At 65.0% G+C, this 16,819-nt stretch carries 18 protein-coding genes; 10 read left to right on the top strand and 8 right to left on the bottom strand.

What is annotated here, in order from left to right; translation table 11 throughout:
• Positions 1–52: 52 nt before the first annotated feature.
• A complete protein-coding gene (locus CX676_RS14940) occupies positions 53–850 on the bottom strand; it encodes an SDR family NAD(P)-dependent oxidoreductase (RefSeq protein WP_101753322.1) in 798 nt (265 codons plus the stop codon).
• Between the two features lie 133 nt (positions 851–983).
• Between CX676_RS14940 and CX676_RS14935 the strand changes: the two genes are divergently transcribed.
• The 8 genes from CX676_RS14935 to CX676_RS14900 all read left to right on the top strand — a co-directional run bounded on the left by CX676_RS14935 (position 984) and on the right by CX676_RS14900 (position 8,487).
• Positions 984–1,964 (top strand): TRAP transporter substrate-binding protein, encoded by a 981-nt coding sequence (locus CX676_RS14935; RefSeq protein ID WP_101753321.1) that lies wholly within the window; start codon positions 984–986, stop codon positions 1,962–1,964.
• A 71-nt stretch (positions 1,965–2,035) separates the two neighbouring features.
• The gene (locus tag CX676_RS14930) at positions 2,036–2,557 is read left to right on the top strand and encodes a TRAP transporter small permease (RefSeq protein WP_101753320.1); all 522 of its coding nucleotides are present in this window, start codon (positions 2,036–2,038) and stop codon (positions 2,555–2,557) included.
• A 10-nt stretch (positions 2,558–2,567) separates the two neighbouring features.
• Complete coding sequence (locus CX676_RS14925; RefSeq protein ID WP_101753319.1) at positions 2,568–3,854, top strand: TRAP transporter large permease; 1,287 nt, start codon at positions 2,568–2,570, stop codon at positions 3,852–3,854.
• Between the two features lie 12 nt (positions 3,855–3,866).
• On the top strand, positions 3,867–5,111 hold the full coding sequence (locus CX676_RS14920) for a ribulose-bisphosphate carboxylase large subunit family protein (RefSeq protein ID WP_101753318.1): 1,245 nt from the start codon (positions 3,867–3,869) through the stop codon (positions 5,109–5,111).
• Positions 5,111–6,448: a four-carbon acid sugar kinase family protein gene (locus CX676_RS14915; protein WP_101753317.1), complete on the top strand. Its 1,338-nt coding sequence runs from the start codon at positions 5,111–5,113 to the stop codon at positions 6,446–6,448. Before CX676_RS14920 ends, CX676_RS14915 begins: the two co-directional genes overlap by 1 nt.
• A 92-nt stretch (positions 6,449–6,540) precedes the next feature.
• Positions 6,541–7,251 (top strand): GntR family transcriptional regulator, encoded by a 711-nt coding sequence (locus tag CX676_RS14910; protein ID WP_198590206.1) that lies wholly within the window; start codon positions 6,541–6,543, stop codon positions 7,249–7,251.
• Between the two features lie 178 nt (positions 7,252–7,429).
• Positions 7,430–7,828 (top strand): DUF2177 family protein, encoded by a 399-nt coding sequence (locus CX676_RS14905; protein ID WP_101753315.1) that lies wholly within the window; start codon positions 7,430–7,432, stop codon positions 7,826–7,828.
• Positions 7,825–8,487 carry an SDR family NAD(P)-dependent oxidoreductase gene (locus CX676_RS14900; RefSeq protein WP_101753314.1) on the top strand — a complete coding sequence of 221 codons (663 nt, stop codon included), beginning with the start codon at positions 7,825–7,827 and terminating at the stop codon, positions 8,485–8,487. The genes CX676_RS14905 and CX676_RS14900 overlap by 4 nt, the downstream gene beginning before the upstream one ends.
• A 10-nt stretch (positions 8,488–8,497) precedes the next feature.
• Here CX676_RS14900 and CX676_RS14895 read toward each other — a convergent pair whose 3' ends face one another.
• Genes CX676_RS14895 through CX676_RS14875 form a run of 5 tightly spaced genes read right to left on the bottom strand, consistent with a single transcriptional unit; the run spans position 8,498 to position 13,167 of the window.
• On the bottom strand, positions 8,498–9,205 hold the full coding sequence (locus CX676_RS14895; RefSeq protein WP_101753313.1) for a tryptophan-rich sensory protein: 708 nt from the start codon (positions 9,203–9,205) through the stop codon (positions 8,498–8,500).
• Positions 9,202–9,933 (bottom strand): SDR family NAD(P)-dependent oxidoreductase, encoded by a 732-nt coding sequence (locus CX676_RS14890; RefSeq protein WP_101753312.1) that lies wholly within the window; start codon positions 9,931–9,933, stop codon positions 9,202–9,204. Before CX676_RS14890 ends, CX676_RS14895 begins: the two co-directional genes overlap by 4 nt.
• A 9-nt stretch (positions 9,934–9,942) precedes the next feature.
• A complete protein-coding gene (locus CX676_RS14885; RefSeq protein WP_408634464.1) occupies positions 9,943–11,106 on the bottom strand; it encodes a class I SAM-dependent methyltransferase in 1,164 nt (387 codons plus the stop codon).
• A complete protein-coding gene (locus CX676_RS14880) occupies positions 11,093–11,884 on the bottom strand; it encodes a DUF1365 domain-containing protein (protein WP_101753311.1) in 792 nt (263 codons plus the stop codon). The genes CX676_RS14885 and CX676_RS14880 overlap by 14 nt, the downstream gene beginning before the upstream one ends.
• Positions 11,881–13,167, bottom strand: coding sequence for an NAD(P)/FAD-dependent oxidoreductase (locus CX676_RS14875; RefSeq protein ID WP_232816473.1), 1,287 nt, complete (start codon positions 13,165–13,167; stop codon positions 11,881–11,883). The genes CX676_RS14880 and CX676_RS14875 overlap by 4 nt, the downstream gene beginning before the upstream one ends.
• A gap of 217 nt (positions 13,168–13,384) precedes the next feature.
• Between CX676_RS14875 and CX676_RS14870 the strand changes: the two genes are divergently transcribed.
• Both CX676_RS14870 and CX676_RS14865 read left to right on the top strand, forming a co-directional pair.
• Positions 13,385–13,930, top strand: a complete 546-nt coding sequence (locus tag CX676_RS14870) for a sigma-70 family RNA polymerase sigma factor (protein ID WP_101753310.1) — start codon at positions 13,385–13,387, stop codon at positions 13,928–13,930.
• Complete coding sequence (locus CX676_RS14865) at positions 13,927–14,634, top strand: anti-sigma factor (RefSeq protein WP_101753309.1); 708 nt, start codon at positions 13,927–13,929, stop codon at positions 14,632–14,634. The genes CX676_RS14870 and CX676_RS14865 overlap by 4 nt, the downstream gene beginning before the upstream one ends.
• A 389-nt stretch (positions 14,635–15,023) precedes the next feature.
• On the opposite strand, the gene CX676_RS14860 is transcribed toward CX676_RS14865, so the two are convergent.
• Both CX676_RS14860 and CX676_RS14855 read right to left on the bottom strand, forming a co-directional pair.
• The gene (locus CX676_RS14860; protein WP_101753308.1) at positions 15,024–15,704 is read right to left on the bottom strand and encodes a cupin domain-containing protein; all 681 of its coding nucleotides are present in this window, start codon (positions 15,702–15,704) and stop codon (positions 15,024–15,026) included.
• Entirely contained in the window at positions 15,695–16,798 is a 1,104-nt protein-coding gene (locus CX676_RS14855) for a flavin monoamine oxidase family protein (protein ID WP_101753307.1), read from the bottom strand. Before CX676_RS14855 ends, CX676_RS14860 begins: the two co-directional genes overlap by 10 nt.
• Positions 16,799–16,819: the final 21 nt, after the last annotated feature.

Raw genomic sequence — 16,819 nt, 5'->3', positions numbered from 1 at the left:
GCTTGCATCTCTAAAGCGAGGTCAGATGCCATCTGTCTCGCTTTGATCGATGTCAGTCGCCCCGCGGAGTTGGCGGAACATCGACGCCGTCCCGCTGGAACATCAGGCCGGCGGTCAGGAAACCCCCATCGACGTTGATCGTCGTGCCGCTGACATGCGATGCCTCGTCGGACGCCAGAAACGCAACCATATTGGCGATTTCTTCCGGCGTGCCGTAGCGGCGCTGCGGGATCAGGTAGTGATAGGCATCGCGGGTCTTCTGGTCGTGCTGCTCGACCGCCATCTGGGTCGCAATCGCCCCCGGGGCCACATTATTCACCAGAATGCCCTTCGAGGCGAGTTCCACCGACATCACCTTCGTCAGCAGCTCCAGCCCGGCCTTCGACGACCCGTAAGCCGATCGTCCAACCCCGCCACGTTGACCTGAAAGCGAAGCGATGTTGATGATTCGGCCATACCCCTTTGGCAGCATCCTGCGAACGGCAGCCTGCGCGCAGAGGAACGAGCCAATCAGGTTGACGCCGATGATGCGTTCCATGTCGGCCTTGGTCGTTTCGGTGAACAGCTTGGTCGTCGAGATCCCGGCATTATTGACCAGGATGTCAAGACCGCCAAACTCATCGACCGCCAGCTGAGCCATCCGCTCGGCATCATCCTCGTTCGACACGTCGATGGCCACACCCAAGGCTTTGCCACCCAAGCTCTTGATTTTCTGGGCAACCCGCTCCGCTGCCGCCCCGTCGATATCCGACACGACCACCGCAGCGCCCCTTTCGGCAAGCTTCATGGCAATCGCATCGCCCATTCCGCGGCCTGCCCCGGTCACAGCCGCGATCCTATCTTTCAGCATGGCTTTCTCCTCTTCGCGCTTGCTGGCTCAAACACCCTCTGAAGAAACGAGGCGTTGACATGTCATAAATAAAATGTCAGTGACATGTCAATAGGCGTGTGAGGAGAGTAGCGCCTGCAAACCGGAGGAAATCATGAAGAGACTTGGTCTTACGATGCTGTCGGCTGCCGTTGCGGGGGCCATGATGGTGATTCCCGCCGCCGCCGAGACCACATTCAAACTGGGCGCGGTCGGATCACCCGGCACGCCCGAGGTCGACGCGGCCATGCGCTTTGCCGAACTGGTCGAAGAGAAGAGTGCCGGGAATTACCGCATTGACGTGCTGCATTCCGGGCAGGCGGGCGGTGAACGCGAGATCGCCGAAGGGCTGCAATTCGGCACGTCCGATTTCGCGGTGATCGGCGGGATCGTGCAGAATTTCGACCCGGCGCTGATGATCGTCGAATGGGACCTGCTGTTCAAGAATAACGACCATGTGCGGGATGTCATGAACGGGCCCATCGGCGACGATATCTCGGCACGGCTTCAGCAGAACCTTGGTGCACGCAAGATTGCCACCTTCATGCGCTCGCCTCGTCTGCTGACCACCAATGCCGAGGTCGTTGAGCTGAACGACATCGCTGGCATGAAGATCCGGGTTCCGGAAATGCCGGCACGGATTGCGCTGTGGAAAGCCTTGGGCGCACAGCCCACACCGATGGCCTTCCCCGAGGTCGTACCCGCGCTGGAACTGGGAACCATCGACGGACAGGAAAATCCGATCGGTCTGATCACCTCGACCGGAATCGACGAGGCGGTTGATTACCTGGCCGATACCAAGCACCTTTACGGCTTCATGCTGCTTCTGGCCTCGGAAAATGCTTGGGGACGCATCCCCGAGGAAGATCAGGCCCTGTTCGAGCAAGCCGCTGCGGAAGCCGCCGTCTATAATGACGAGTTGGTCGAGGCATCGGTCAAAACCGGCATGGATGAAGCGGCCTCCAAGATGACGGTCACTGAACCCGTTATGGACGACTGGCGCGCCGCGACCGCCAATGTCTACGAACAGTTCAGCGATGCCGAGGGGTTCACCGAACTCTACACGCGGATCGTCGAAGCAGGCGAGAGATACTGAATAGCGCCGCCGCCGGGTCGTGATGCACGGCCCGGTCGCCAAGGTCTCAAACCCTACACCGGAGCTGTCTCATGTCCCTGATTAACAGGATCGACCGGCTGTTCGTCCATGGACTTGCTGCCCTCTGCGCCGTCCTCTTCGTCGTGATGATCGTCGCTGTCTTCGGGCAGGTGGTCATGCGCTATGTCTTCTCAACCCCCTTGTCATGGTCTGAGGAGCTGGCGCGCTATTCGATGATCTGGCAGGCGATGTTCGCAGCAGCCCTCTGTTCGCGTGCCGGGCAGCATCTGGCCCTGCTGAGCACCGACGCGCTACCCGAGACCATCCGCGGATTTGCCCGCCCAGCCAGCGCCATCGCAATTTGTGTCCTGCTGCTAGTCCTTCTTTGGCACTCTTACGACCTGGCCAGCCGGGCGCTTCGCCAGACGACGCCGGGCCTCGGTCTCTCGATGGGCTGGGTCTATGCCTCGTTGCCGGTGGGCTTTGCCCTGATGATCGTGGGGCAATTTCTGGGCATCTTCGCCGGCCCCATGCCGATGCAGCAAGAGCCCGACAATTCTGACCTGCAAGACATCTTGGACCTTCATTCCTGAGGAACTTGACATGCCAATCGCCCTTTCATCCATCACAGGCTTGCTTTTGCTGCTGATCGGGGTGCCGGTCGGTCTTGCCCTTGTCGCCATTCCGATGATCTACATGTTCGCCGATCCGGCGATCACGACACCGATGCTGGTTCTGCCCCAGCGCATGTTCGGAGCGATGGACAGCTTTCCGCTGATGGCGGTACCGTTCTTCGTGCTGGTCGGTCAGGTCATGAATACTGGCGGTATCACCACCCGCATCTTTGAGTTCGCGAACGCGCTGGTCGGGCATTTCCGCGGCGGTCTGGCGCAGGTCAATATCGTCGCCAGCCTGCTGATGTCGGGCATGTCCGGCTCTGCCGTGGCAGATGCCTCTGGGCTGGGTCAGGTCGAAATCGAGGTCATGACGCGGGAGGGTTATGATCCGGGCTTCTCGGCCGCCGTCACGGCCGCCTCGGCCACGGTCGGCCCCATCGTCCCGCCTAGCATCCCACTGGTCATCGTCGGCGCCATCACCAATACCTCGATCTCGCAATTGCTGGTCGCCGGCCTGTTGCCCGGGATCCTGATGACGGTTGCCATGTGCCTGCTGGTCGCCTGGATCGGGCGCCGCGACAACCTGCCCACCCGACCGCGCGCCTCGCTGCGACATCTTGCCGTTACCTTCGGGCGGTCGGCGCCGGCGCTGTTCGCGCCCGTTCTGCTGATCGGCGGCATCTTGTTCGGCGTCTTTACCCCGACCGAGGCATCCGCGGTCGCCGCCATCTATGCGATCCTGATCGCGATGTTCTGGTATCGCGACCTGACGCTGACCCAGCTTTACCGCGTTCTTTGGTCCAGTGCGATGGCCGTCGGGGCGATCTTCTTCATCATCGCCTGTGCGGCCACCGTGTCCTGGCTGCTGACCTGGCTGGGCGTCCCCCAGAACCTGGCGCAGAGCCTGTCAGGTGTGGCCGAGTCCCCGACCTTGCTGATGCTGGCCATCATCGGCTTTCTGATGATCGTCGGCTGCTTCCTGGAAAGCAACGCCGCGCTGATCCTGGTGGCGCCGCTGCTGATGCCCATCGGGCTGAGTGCCGGGTTCGATCCGGTGCATCTGGGCACGGTCATGGTGCTGACGCTGATGCTGGGACTGATAACGCCGCCTGTCGGCATGAACATGTTCATCGTCATGGGCATCGCCAAGATTTCGCTGTCGACCTACATCCGCGCGACCATCCCGTTCTTCCTGATCCTCGTGCTGGCAACGCTGATCGTCGCCTTTGTGCCGTGGTTCTCGCTGGCCGTCCCGCAAGCCCTGCTGCGCTAGAAAGGTGCCCCGATGTCAGAACGTTTTTCCGCAAACTATGTCCTGAGAACGCTGGATGATGCCGATCGTGCGGCCGGCATCATTGCGGGCGAGCAATCATCCGGCACCTTCGTCAGCACACCAGGCGAGGATGAGGCGTTGAAGGCGCGCTCGGCTGCCCGGGTCGAGATGCTGGAAGAGATCGAGGATGCCGGCGGACCCGCCCTGCCGGGCAGCGCAGGCAATGGCCCGATCCGTAGCTGGCGGCTGCGCTTGTCCTGGCCGCTGGAAAATATCGGTCCCTCGATCCCCAACCTGATCGCGACGGTCGCGGGAAATCTTGGCGAGTTGAAACAGGTGGCCGGGCTGAAGATCACCGATCTCGACCTGCCGCCATCCTTCTTCGGGACCTATCCGGGGCCAGCCTTCGGCATCGAGGGCACGCGGCGCCTGTCGGGGGTGACGAAAGGCCCGCTGATCGGCACCATCATCAAGCCATCGGTCGGGTTGACCCCGGCAGGCACGGCAGAGCTTGTCGAGGAACTCTGCGCCGGCGGGATCGATTTCATCAAGGATGACGAGCTTCAGGCCGATGGTCCGCGCTGCCCGTTCGAGGAACGCCTCGCCGCGGTCATGGATGTCATCGACCGCCATGCCGACCGGACCGGGCGCAAGGTGATGTATGCGGCCAATATCACCGGCGAGATCGACGAGATGCAGCGGCGTCACGATCTGGTGGCCAATCGCGGCGGCACCTGCGTGATGGTCAGCCTCAACTGTGTCGGCCCGGCCGGTGTGACTGCGCTGCGCCGGGCCTCGCATCTGCCGATTCACGCGCATCGCAATGGCTGGGGCATACTGGGGCGCGCGCCGGACAATGGCTGGTCCTACCCGGCATGGGCGACTCTGTGGCGGTTGGCCGGGGTAGACCACATGCATGTCAACGGGCTGACCAACAAGTTCTGGGAACCGGACGATAGCGTCATCCGCTCGGCCCGCCACTGCCTGTCGCCACTGCATCCTGATCACCCCTACACGGTGATGCCGGTCTTCTCGTCAGGGCAAACCGTACTGCAGGCCGCACCAACTTTCGCACAGCTCGGATCAGCGGATCTCATCTTCTGCGCGGGAGGGGGCGTAGTCGCCCATCCGGCCGGCGTCGCCGCAGGGGTCACGTCCTTGCGGCAGGCGTGGGAAGCGGCCGAAGCGGGCGTGCCCTTGGCCGAGGCGGCATCCCGTTCCGCTTTGCTGCAACAGGCGGTGGAGAAATTCTCGTGATGGAAAGAGACAGCGGCATCCTGCTGGGCTTCTACGGCGATGATTTCACCGGCTCGACCGACGCGATGGAGGTCACGGCCTTCGCGGGATTGCGCACGGTGCTGTTCACCCGCGTACCTAACCCAGACACGCTGGCACGCTTCGACGGATATGATGTTGTCGGGATCGCCGGCACCTCTCGGGCGCGCAGCCCCGAGTGGATGGAACAGCATCTGCCCGACGCCTTCCGGGCGCTGATGCGCCTTGATCCGAGGATCGTGCAGTACAAGGTCTGCTCGACCTTCGATTCCGCGCCAGAGACCGGCTCGATCGGAAAGGCCATTGATATCGGTACCACCATGGTCGGTGGCAGCTGGTCACCGATCATTGTCGGTGCACCGCATCTTGGCCGCTGGCAGGCCTTCGGCAATCTGTTTGCCAGCGGCGGCGGCGCGAACCACCGCATCGACCGGCACCCGACCATGTCCCGCCATCCGGTGACGCCGATGCACGAGGCCGATCTGCGCCGGCATCTTGCGGCACAGACCGACCGACCCATCGCGAATGTGGATCTTGTCGCGCTGGAGGATTTCGACCTCGCTACGCTGCCGGACGGCTGCCCTGCTGTGCTTATCGACGTGATCGATCCGAAAACCGTGGCGCAGGCCGGCAAGATCGTCTGGACCGCGCCCGATGAGCGGCTGTTCTCTGCCTCGTCATCGGGTCTGCAAAGCGCGTTGGTCGCCCATTGGCGCGACAGCGGCCAGTTGCCGGCAACGCCGCCAGAGCTTCCGCCGGCAGCGCAGGTCGAAGCGATGCTGGTGTTGTCGGGAAGCTGCTCGCCCGTGACGGCCGAGCAGATCACCTCTGCCGAAGCGAATGGCTTTGTGACGATCCGCATGGATGTGGTCGCGGCCACCTCGACCGACGGTGCGGACCAAGAGCAACAGCGTCTGCTTGACCAGATCGGCGCCGGTTTCGCCCGGGCCAGCGGCGTTCTGGTCTATGCCGCACGCACCGTGGATGACCCGGCCTATGGCGCACTGAGCGCCATCGCAGCCGAGCGCCACGTGCCCTTTGCCGAATCGCAGGATCGGCTTGGGCGCTTTCTTGGCGAGCTTGCCCTTGCGGCGGTGCCGCAATTCGACCTGCGCCGCCTCGTCGTTGCCGGGGGCGACACCTCGGGCCGGGTGATCGAGGCATTGCCGGTCGACGCACTGGAAGTCGCCCACCCCTTTACCAAGGGCGCTCCGCTGTGCCGATGCCATTCGACTGTCGTTGCCTTTGACGGGTTGCAGGTCGCGTTGAAGGGCGGCCAAATGGGGGAACCCGACGTGTTCGTCAAAGCCCTCGGATGATTGCGCGGGCGGGCTGTGGAGCTTATGCCGGGGGCAGCGTGCTTTTGAATGATCGCCAGAGACAGCGTGGCAGCAGCCGAAAAGAGACCAGCATGACCGCAACCAAGGCAAGAAACACGGTCGGCACGGATACCGCCGCGCCATCGGCCAAGCTGCTGCAGAAGGATCAGGCCTATACCGCGATCAAGCAGTTCCTGTTTCGGGAAGAGGACACGAGGAGCTATTTTTCCGAGCGGTTTCTGGCGGCTGAACTGGATATGGGTCTGGCCTCCGTCCGCTCCGCCGTCGAGCGCCTGCGCTCGGAAGGGATCGTCGAGTCCATCCCCAAGGCCGGGATCAGGCTGCCGCAGATCACCCATGAAGAGATCATGGATTTCTTCGAGGTGCGTCTGGTCATCGAACCCTATATCGCGCAGCAGGTCGCCCATCAGGTCACAGCCGAGCAGTGCAAGGAGCTGAAGGAACTGATCGAGGCCCAGAAACTCGCGGCCCGTGAACGCGATACACTGACTTACCACAAGCTGGATTTGGCCTTCCACGACTGCATGGCACGAATCCATGGCAACCAGGAAATGGTGCGAACGCTCCAGCAGCTGGGTGACAAGATGTACCGCCTGTCTCGGCGCATCCACCAACGGCAGGTCGAACACCTCAGCGTCAATGCCCTGCAGCATGAAAAAGTCGTGCTGGCCATCTGTAACGGGCGCCCTGAAGAGGCCAGCGATGCGATGCGCACCCATCTGGTCTGGGGCCGGAACCACACGCTGGATCCAGAGGGGCGTCTGGAACGGTCCGTGCTCTGAACCGGGTGACCTTGATATTGCCCCCGGCAGGACGAAGGTCACCCGACCGAGCTTGAACAGATACGCCTTCGACCAGCAAAGATCATCCCGGCATGCTGACGGCAACCGGGTAGCGCCAGGCAACTTTCGACGCCTCGCAAGCGTAGTGGGAATGACACCCTTGCTACTGGAGTGACCTATGCAGATCACCGTGCTCTATGCCTCGACCCTGCTCGTTTTCCTGGCCCTCGACATCGTCGGCATCACCCAGATCATCCGGCCCGTTTTCGAGCGTCATGTCGGCGATCTGCTGGCCGATCCGTTCCGGATGGTGCCAGCTGCAGCCTTCTATGCGGCCTATATTGCCGGGCTACTCTATTTCGTCTCGATCCCGGCGCTGGCCGAGGACCGGCCGGTCAAGGCGCTGATCGGCGGGGCGCTGCTGGGGTTGATGTGCTATGGCACCTACGAATTCACCAATTACGCCACCCTGCGCGACTGGTCGATGCAGCAGGTCGTTACCGACACGCTCTGGGGCGGCTTCTTGACCGGATTCTCGGCCTGGGTGGGCATCACCGTCACCCGCTGGCTGGCATGAGAGCGCTGGTCATTGGCGACAGTGGCGGCATCGGCGCGGCAATGACCGAGGCGCTGCGGCAGGACGGTGTGGAGGTGACAGGGCTGTCGCGCCGCGATAGTCTGGATCTGACCGATCAGGCCAGCGTGGCAAGCGCGGCCGCGATGCTGGCGGATCGCCGCTTTGATCTGATATTCAATGCCACCGGCGCGCTGGTGATCGACGGTCATGCGCCCGAAACGACCATCGCCGCGATCGATGCCCATGCCATGGCGCAGCACTTCGCGCTGAACGCGACGGGGGTGGCCCTGCTGCTGCGCCATTTCAGCCCTCTGATGGCTAGAGGCCAGCGCGCGGTCTTCGCCTCGCTTTCCGCGCGCGTGGGGTCGATCGGCGACAACGGCCTTGGCGGCTGGATCAGCTATCGGGCCGCCAAGACGGCGCAGAACCAGATCATCCGCACCGCGGCCATCGAGATTGCCCGCAAGCAGAAACAGCATATCGTCGTCGCCCTGCATCCCGGAACGGTGGCCACGCGGCTGTCCGCAGCCTATGCCGACCGCCATCCGACGATCTCGCCAGACGAGTCCGCCAAGGCCCTTCTAGCGGTGATGGACCGGCTTACACCCGATGACACCGGGACGTTCTGGGACTGGAAGGGCAAGCGGATCGCGTGGTGAGGCGGGCGGATCAGCCCCGGCGCGCGTTTAGCAGGCCCTGCGCCGCCAGCAGTCCGATCCCGACGCCGGCCAGCAGGGCGATATTGCGCGTTTCGGTCCCCCAATTGGACGCGACGATGCCGACCAGCGCCCAGCCAACGGCCACAGCATAGCTTGGCGCCGCGGGCCGTCGCGCCTGCACCCAGAGCGCCACGGCAAGCACCGCGAGGATCAGCACGACCGCCGCCGGCCCCGCCGACAGGAGTCCATAGCCGCTGAGCAGCACGGCAATCGCCACGCCCGTCGCCGCCGTCAGCCAGCCCGCGTAGAGCCCAACCGGACCTACCTGCCAGACCGGATCAGACGGCCCCGCACGCAGGAAGGCCATGACCCCTGCCACGGCCATGACCACGATCATCACCGTGGCCAGAACCGGCGCGGCATTGGCGGCGGCGATCCAGAACGTTCCGACGACCAGGCTTATGAGCAGCGGCGAGCGCATCGCCTGCCAACCCGCATCCGCCGGTGCCTTCCACAGGCCCCAGGCACTGGCCGCGATCAGCCACAGGTAGATCACTCCCCAGATCGAGAAGGCCCAGCCAGCAGGCTGCACCGGCCAGCGGTCCTGAACCACGGGAAACTGGTCCGGGGTAAAGCCATTGAAGCCGTCACTGGCCAAGGGCGACAGGGCGAAGAGGATGGCGAAGAGCAGCGTCAGATGGGGCAGGTATCGGGTCATTCTCTCACCAGTCTCTTGGTCAGACGCAGCGCCAACCCATAGGGCAAGGCGCGCAGCAGTTTCAGCGGCAGGGTCAGCCGGCGCGGGAAATGCGCCTCGAAGCCGCGCCGGTCGAGGCCGTGGAGGATTGCCTGCGCGGCCTCCTCGGGCTGCATCAGCGCGGGCATGTCGAACTCGTTCTTCTCGGTCAGCCGGGTGGCGACGAAGCCGGGGCTGATCAGCCTGACATCCACACCGGGCACCAGTTCGGACCGCAGGCTTTCGGCCAGATTGATGACCCCCGCCTTGGTTGCAGAATAGATCTGGCCCTGCGGAAGCCCGACATAGCCCGCGACCGAGCCGGTCAAGGCCAGCTGGCCACCCGGTCGCAGCAAGGGGACCGCCGCGCGGGCGAAATTGAAACAGCCGGTCAGGTTGACCGTCACGATCTGACCGGCGCGATCCGGGTCGATCTGCATCACCTTGCCCGGATCATAAAGCGCGGCGAGCGTCACCGCCCTGTCGAGCGGCCCGCCCGCGGCGATCTGGCTGGCCGCTCGCGCCAGGCTTTCGCGGTCGGTCACGTCGCAGGGCAGGACCTCGGCCCCGCCCAAGGCTGCAGCCAGTTCCGCCAGCCGGTCATCCGAGCGTGCCGACAGGATCAGCCGCGCCCCGCGCGTAGCCCATGCTCGGGCCAGCGCCGCACCGATGCCCTCGGATGCGCCCATGATCCAGATGCGCTCGCTCATCAGACGGCCTCACGCATGGGCCAGCCGGTATTGCAGCACATCCGTCCGCCCGACGGAGAAAGAGGCGATGCAGGCTGACAGGTAGAACCGCCAGACGCGGATGAAGGCCTCGTCGAATCCCATCGCCCGCACCTCGGTATAACGCGCCTCGAAGCGGTCCAGCCAATGGGCAAGCGTGCGGGCATAGTCGCGGCCAAAGCCGAAGGCATCATCGACGCGCAGCCCGGCGCGTTCGGCCTCGGACTGGAACCGCAGGGGCGAGGGCAACATGCCGCCGGGAAAGATGAAGCTGCGGATCATGTCGCCGCCGCTGCGGTAGCGGTCGAAATAGGGATCGGCGACGGTGATGGTCTGGATCATCGCGCGGCCCTGCCGGGTCAGCGCATCGGCCAGCTTGCCAAAATAGACCGGCCAGAACCTCTCACCCACCGCCTCGAACATCTCGATCGAGACGATGTGTTCAAAGCGGCACTTCTCGTCGCGGTAATCCTGCAGAGCGATCTCGGCCCCCTGCCCCAGCCGCGCGCGGGCATAGGCGGCCTGTTCGGCCGAGAGCGTCAGCCCCTTGGGCGCGAAATCACCGCGCTCCAGCGCGCGCTCGGCAAAGCCGCCCCAGCCGCAGCCGATTTCCAGCAGCCGTCCGGACCGGCCCGACAAGCCGTCGATGATCCGGTCATATTTGCGATGCTGCGCCGCCGCCAGGTCGTCGCCTGCGGCAAAGAGCGCCGAGGAATAGGTCATCGTCTCATCGAGCCACAGCCCATAGAACTCATTGCCCAGATCGTAATGGGCCGCGATATTGCGCCGTGATCCCGACCTCGTGTTGCGGTTCAGCAGGTAAAGCAAGCGCAAGGCCAGCGCCTGCAGGGGCTTGCCGTAGATGTAATGCTCCAGCGCGTCTTCGTTCATCAGGCCGAAGGTCAGCAGCGCGGTCAGGTCGGGCGTGTCGCACCAGCCGTCTCGATAGGCCTCGGTCAGCCCGATATCGCCCTTGGCCGCCAGCGCCGGCACCATGCGCCAGTCATGGATGGTCAGGGCTGCAGCCGGCCCCTGCACTGCGCCGGCAAAGACCCGCTCGGCACCGTCGGGCGTGGTCAGGCGCAGCTGGCCGGCGCGGATGCCGTCGAGGCTGCGCAGGAACTGCGACCGGATGCGCTGGTCAAACATCGTCATTCTCCGGGGTGCTGGCCTGCGACGCGCGCAGGGCAAGTTGCGGTGGCTTCTGGCGATAACGGATGCCGCGCGACGCCATCTTCGCCGCCTGCCAATGGATCAGCCCGCTGACGCGCAGCGGCTGCAGGGGATGCGACAGCGCAGCGCGGCGCAGGCTGGCGCGTGTCAGGGCGCGCGCAGGCCCCACCATCGAGGTCTGCAGCCGCAGCCCCCCGCCCGCGCCGAACCAGTCGACCCAGGCCCCGAACCGCCCCGGCCCGGCATCGAAGCGAAAGACATAGCACCCCTCGCGCGGCAAGAAGGGCGAGACATGGAACAGCTTCTCGCCGGTTAGCCGGTCGCTGCGGGTGATAACCCGGTTGTCGGCATGGCGGCAGAGGTAAAGGTGGCTTTCACCGAAGGTATTCGAGACCTCGGCCAGCACCGCGCGCAGGCCGGCCTCGTCGCGCGCCAGCCAAAAGCTGACCGGGTTGAAGCCATGGATAAGCCCGCGCGGCATCGTCACCAGCGTGCTCATGCAATGGCCCAAGCCCACCGGCGCCAGTTGCGCCCGGATGAACGCCGACAGCGCGCTGCCGTCGCGCGCCCCGTAGTCCCGCCGCCGGAGCCGCCACAGACCCGGACGGTCGGGGCACAGCGGCAGGCGGCCATCCTCCAGCGCATCGACCGGCAACGCCGCATAAAGCGCGTGATAGCTGAACTGACGCGCCACATCGCCCGCACGGGCGTGCCAGATCGCGGCATCGATCAATGCACCTTCCCACAGATCGACGCTCATGCGGCGACCTGTTTCGGCAGGGCCCAGGGATCGGGTCCCAGGGGCCAGTCGATCCCCAGCGCCTGCGCCACGCGCAGGGCTGACAGCAAGCCATCCTCGTGAAAGCCATAGCGGGTCCATGCGCCGGCGTAATGCACTCCGCCGCGCCCCTGGATGCTGTCCAGCCGCCCCTGCGCGGCAATCGCGGCGGCGTCGAATTGCGGATGCGCGAAACTGGCCTCGTCATGGACCCGCATCGGCTCGATCTCGGGGTTCAGCGTCACGATCAGCGGGCGCGGCGTGGTCAGGTTCTGCAGCCGGTTCATCCAGTAGGACAGGCTGATCGGCCGATCCGTGGCCGGGATCGCGCCACGGGTGACATAGTTCCACGAGGCCCAGGCCGCGCGCCGCCGCGGCATAAGCCGGGGATCAGAATGCAGCACCATCCGGTTGGCCTGCGTGCGCAGCGCGCCAAGGATGGCGACCTCCTCCGGGTCCGGGCGTTCCAGCATCGCCAGCGCCTGTGGCGCATGGGTGGCAAAGATCACCCGGTCGAAGCGCTCGTCCCCCTGCGGGCTGGTCACGGTGACGCCCTCGGCCTCGCGTCGCACCGAACGGACCGGACAGAACAGCCGCAGATCGCCCCTGAGGCGCGACAGGATCGCGCTGACATAGGATTGCGAGCCGCCGCTGACCGTCAGCCATTGCGGCTGTCCGTTCACCGATAACAGCCCGTGATTGTCAAAGAACCGGACGAAGGCGCTGGCCGGGAACTGCATCATGTCGGCGGTCGGCGTCGACCAGATCGCCCCCGAGATCGGCAGCAGGAAGCGGTCGCGGAACTCGCTACCCAGCCGCAGGGACCCGATCAGGTCGCCGATGCTGCCCTGATGCGCGTGATGGCCGGGTGCATGGCGGAAAAAGCGCAGGATATCCCGGATCAACCGCCAATGCCCCGCATCCACCAGGCACAAGGGCTGCGCGAACATCGCCCGTGTCGAGAAGGTGCCATATTCATAGCGCCCGCCGTCGAAGCTGGCCGAGAAGGACATGTCGCTAGGTTCCAGCGCCACGCCCAGATGCTGCATCAGCGGCACGAACAGTGGATAGGTCCGCCGGTTGCAAACGATAAAGCCGGTATCGACCTCCACCCCTTCGGCCCGGACGGTGCGTGCGTGCCCACCGACGCGCGGCTCGCGCTCGAACAGGGTGATATCGTGATGCGGATCCAGAAGCCATGCGGCCCCCAGACCCGAAATGCCGCTGCCAATGATCGCGATGCGGTGTCGTTCCGGCGCGTGCACGCATTACCCCCGCACTTCGGGTTTCGGACAGGATGCAGGGGCGCACTCTGCCGTCGCGCCGTTCGGATCGTCCATCTCGTCCCTTTCCAAGCCTTTGATGAGATACGCCGGAACCGGCCCGGTTGGTTGCAGTGATCACGCTTTCGTGAAGCACCGCGACGGCTTGCGGCCTGATCCGCGCTGCGGCATCTTACCCTCGATCAGACCGGAGCGATGGATGACCGCCGATACAGCAGAGCTGGAGCACCTGCTGGCGCGGATCGCCCTGAGGGACCGGGCAGCGTTCCGGCAGCTTTATCGGCAGGTCTCCCCGAAACTCTTCGGCCTCTGCCTGCGTATCCTCAAGGATCAACAAGAGGCGGAAGATGCCTTGCAGGAGGTGTTCGTCAAGATCTGGCACAATGCCGACCGCTACACCCCGCAGGTGGCGAGCCCCCATGCCTGGCTGAACGCGGTGACGCGCAACATGGCCATCGACATGCTGCGCAGGCGCAAGCCAGGCGGCGGCGATCTGGACGCGGCAAAGCACATCGCCGACGACCGCCCCGGCCCCGAGGCGACGGCCGTGATGCGCGCCGAGGGCCAGCGGATCGAGGCCTGCCTTGCCGAGCTTGATCCCGACAAGGCCCGCGCCGTCCGCCTCGCCTATGTCGAGGGCGAAAGCTATCTCGAGCTGGCCGAACGGTTCGATCTGCCCCTCAACAGCATGCGCAGCTGGCTCAGACGCAGCCTGATCAAACTGAGGGAGTGTCTGACGCGATGACCGACGATACCCCCCATTCCGTTGATCCCGATCCCCGCGACATCGCCACCGCCGGCGAATATGTGGTGGGTACCCTGCCGCTGGCCGAACGCGAAGCCTTCCGCCTGCGTCTGCTGACGGAACCCGCGCTGGCCCGCGAGGTCCTGCGGTGGGAGACGCATTTCGATCCGATGGCCGAAGAGGTCCGGCCGGTCAGCCCCCCCGCCCATGTCTGGGAGCGGATCGAAAGACGCAGCTTACCGCAGGCCGGCGAGGCACGGCCATCGGCAGCGCTGCGGCTGTGGCAATGGCTTGCCCTCGGCTCGGCCTGCGCCTCGGCGCTGCTTCTGGTCCTGCTCTGGGCGGGTCAGCCGGGCGAGCCCCCGGATCGCCGGCTCTGGGTCTCGGACATGGTCTCGGCCGACAGCAGCGTCCGCCTGACCGCGCTTTACGACGAAACCGATGGCGAGATGCGCGTCTCGGTCGCGGGCCAGCCCCCGGCAGCGGGCCGCGATTTCGAATTGTGGCTGATCCAGGGCGATGCCGCGCCCATCTCGCTCGGGGTCATGCCGCATGCGGGTCATGCGGCGATGCCGATCCCCGAAGAGCTGCGGATGCTGGTCGCCAATGCCACCCTGGCCATCACCGACGAACCCGCCGGCGGCGCACCGGGTGGGGTTGCTACCGGGCCAGTGGTGGCCCAGGCAACACTGCGCCGAATTTAGGAAGGGGTGTCTGGTCGGGAGCAGAGACGATGAGCCGCGGCTATCGGCCCCTCGAAATGACTAACGATGAGCCACGTTTGAAGGCCGTGACGGTGTGTCGATCACGCTTTGCGGCGCAGCTGCTGCAAGGTCCCCAAGCCTCTGGCGGACAACAAAAAGCGCCCTGATGGGTGCTGCTTTGTCCGGTATTCAGATTTCGTTGGTTGCGGGGACAGGATTTGACCACTGTTCTGCTTGGAAGCTACCTTTCCAATCACACCAACTTTATCGCCACCTTTCCACCAGCCGGTTGATAGTAACCGCAAAGGCGATAGCAGAATCGAACACGCCCAGACTCACATTCATTTCGCGTGCCGGGCCCACATTGTGATCTGTCCCCGTCGCAGCGCCTAACCCGGCATCTTGAGGATATCCGCATGTTGCAGCGGTGCCGCCTTCAGCCAGACCTGCGCACCCGCCTGGCCGACCGTCGCCTCGAGCACCTGGCCGGCAGGCAGTCGGCCCCAGCTCTGGGCGACGCAATTCTCGCCATTGATCAGCGCATTGCCGTCGGTGACAAGGAACTCCAACCCTTGCTGGTTCTCGATGGTCAGGCTGGTGCCCGGCGACCACTCCTCGATCCAGACACGCTCGGCGGCATCCTCGAACAAGAGACGCGCGGCCTTGGCGCCGGGGCGGGGTGAGAGGGCCGTGCCCTCGCCGGGCTGGCAGTTCACCTGCACGTCATCGCCGCTGCGATACTGCCAAAGGCGCACGAAAATGGTGCAGCCCTCAGCGGCAGCGGGGCTATGTGCTGTGCCGGGCGGGTTGCGGAAATACGAACCGGCGGGATAGTCGCCATGCTCATCCTGGAAGGTGCCGTCCAGAACCAGGATTTCTTCACCGCCGCTGTGAACATGCTCGGGGAAGGCGCTGTTCGGCGCATAGCGCACGATCGAGGTGGCGCGGGCAACCTCGGCCCCCTCGCGATAGAGCATCCGGCGGTCTACCCCGGCTGCGGGGCTGGGGACCCAATTGAGCTTTGCGGCATGGACAATGACAGGCTCATTCAGATCGGCATTCAGGCGCATGGCGTTTCCTTTCGGACGAATTGGGATACACGGCGGGCCAACAGGGTGGCGACCCCGCCTTCGGCGGCTTCATGGGCGCCGGCCAGATAGCCGGGCGCGCTGCGGCTGGTCTCGGACCCGATCAGGGTCAGGCGATGCTGCCAGTCGCCCTCGACCCATGGGCGCAGGATCGGCGATGGATGGTCGCCTGCGGTCAGATCGTCGGGCGTCGCCGTCAAGGGATCGGCGGCCCAGTGCTTGTAATGCGTGGCGCTGACCTCGGCCGCCTTGGGACCAAAGAGTTGCCCAAGCTGCCGCAGGCAGGCCGCGATGACTGCAGCCTCGCCTGCGCGTGCCCGGACCTCGGCGGGAAGACCGACAAATCCGAAAAGGGCCGCCTGCCCCGCGGCGGTGGTCGCATCATGGATTTCGGCCAGCGGGCCGGTCTGGCTGCGGGCCGCGCCCGACAGCCCGGCATCGCGCCAGAATGCCCGATCATAGACCGCCACAAACTTGGCATGTGGGGCCATCCAGGTGGGCGTGGTTTGCCAAAGTCGGGTGACAGGCACGGGCATCGGTGGATCAAAGGTAACCTGCGCCGCCAACAGGCGCGGGGGTAAGGCCAGCAGCACCTGCGGGGCCGACAGGACCTGGCCGCCGTCGATGGTGACATCGACGCCTGTTGCGGTCAGCGTCAGATGCGTAACCTGGGCGTTCAGTCGGACCGTGCCGGGTGGAAGATCGCGCGCCAGAGCAGAGATGAGCGAGGCCGTGCCCCCCACCATCCGCATCGAGGCAGGCTCCTGATACATGCCCGGATAGCGTTGCACGGCGCCCGGACCCCGCTGGAACATGAGATCGCCCGCATCTGCCTGCGGGAAGCAGGCCACGCCCAACGCTTGCACGAAGCGCGCGAAGTCTGGCTGCAAGTCCGGCCAGAACCAGGACGGACCAAGGTCGAACGGACCTTCGCCGGTTTCAGCGACCGACAGGATGCGCCCGCCAAGCCGCCCCCGCGCCTCGATCAGCTGAACGCCGATCCCGGCCCGATGCAGGGCCCGCGCGGCGGTCAGGCCCGCAAGCCCGCCACCAATGACCAATACCTGTGCCGACATGTCGCCTCCGGTGGGTTGCGG

This window comes from Paracoccus zhejiangensis (assembly GCF_002847445.1).
GTDB classification, from domain to species: domain Bacteria; phylum Pseudomonadota; class Alphaproteobacteria; order Rhodobacterales; family Rhodobacteraceae; genus Paracoccus; species Paracoccus zhejiangensis.
This window is presented reverse-complemented; position numbering and strand designations above follow the sequence as displayed.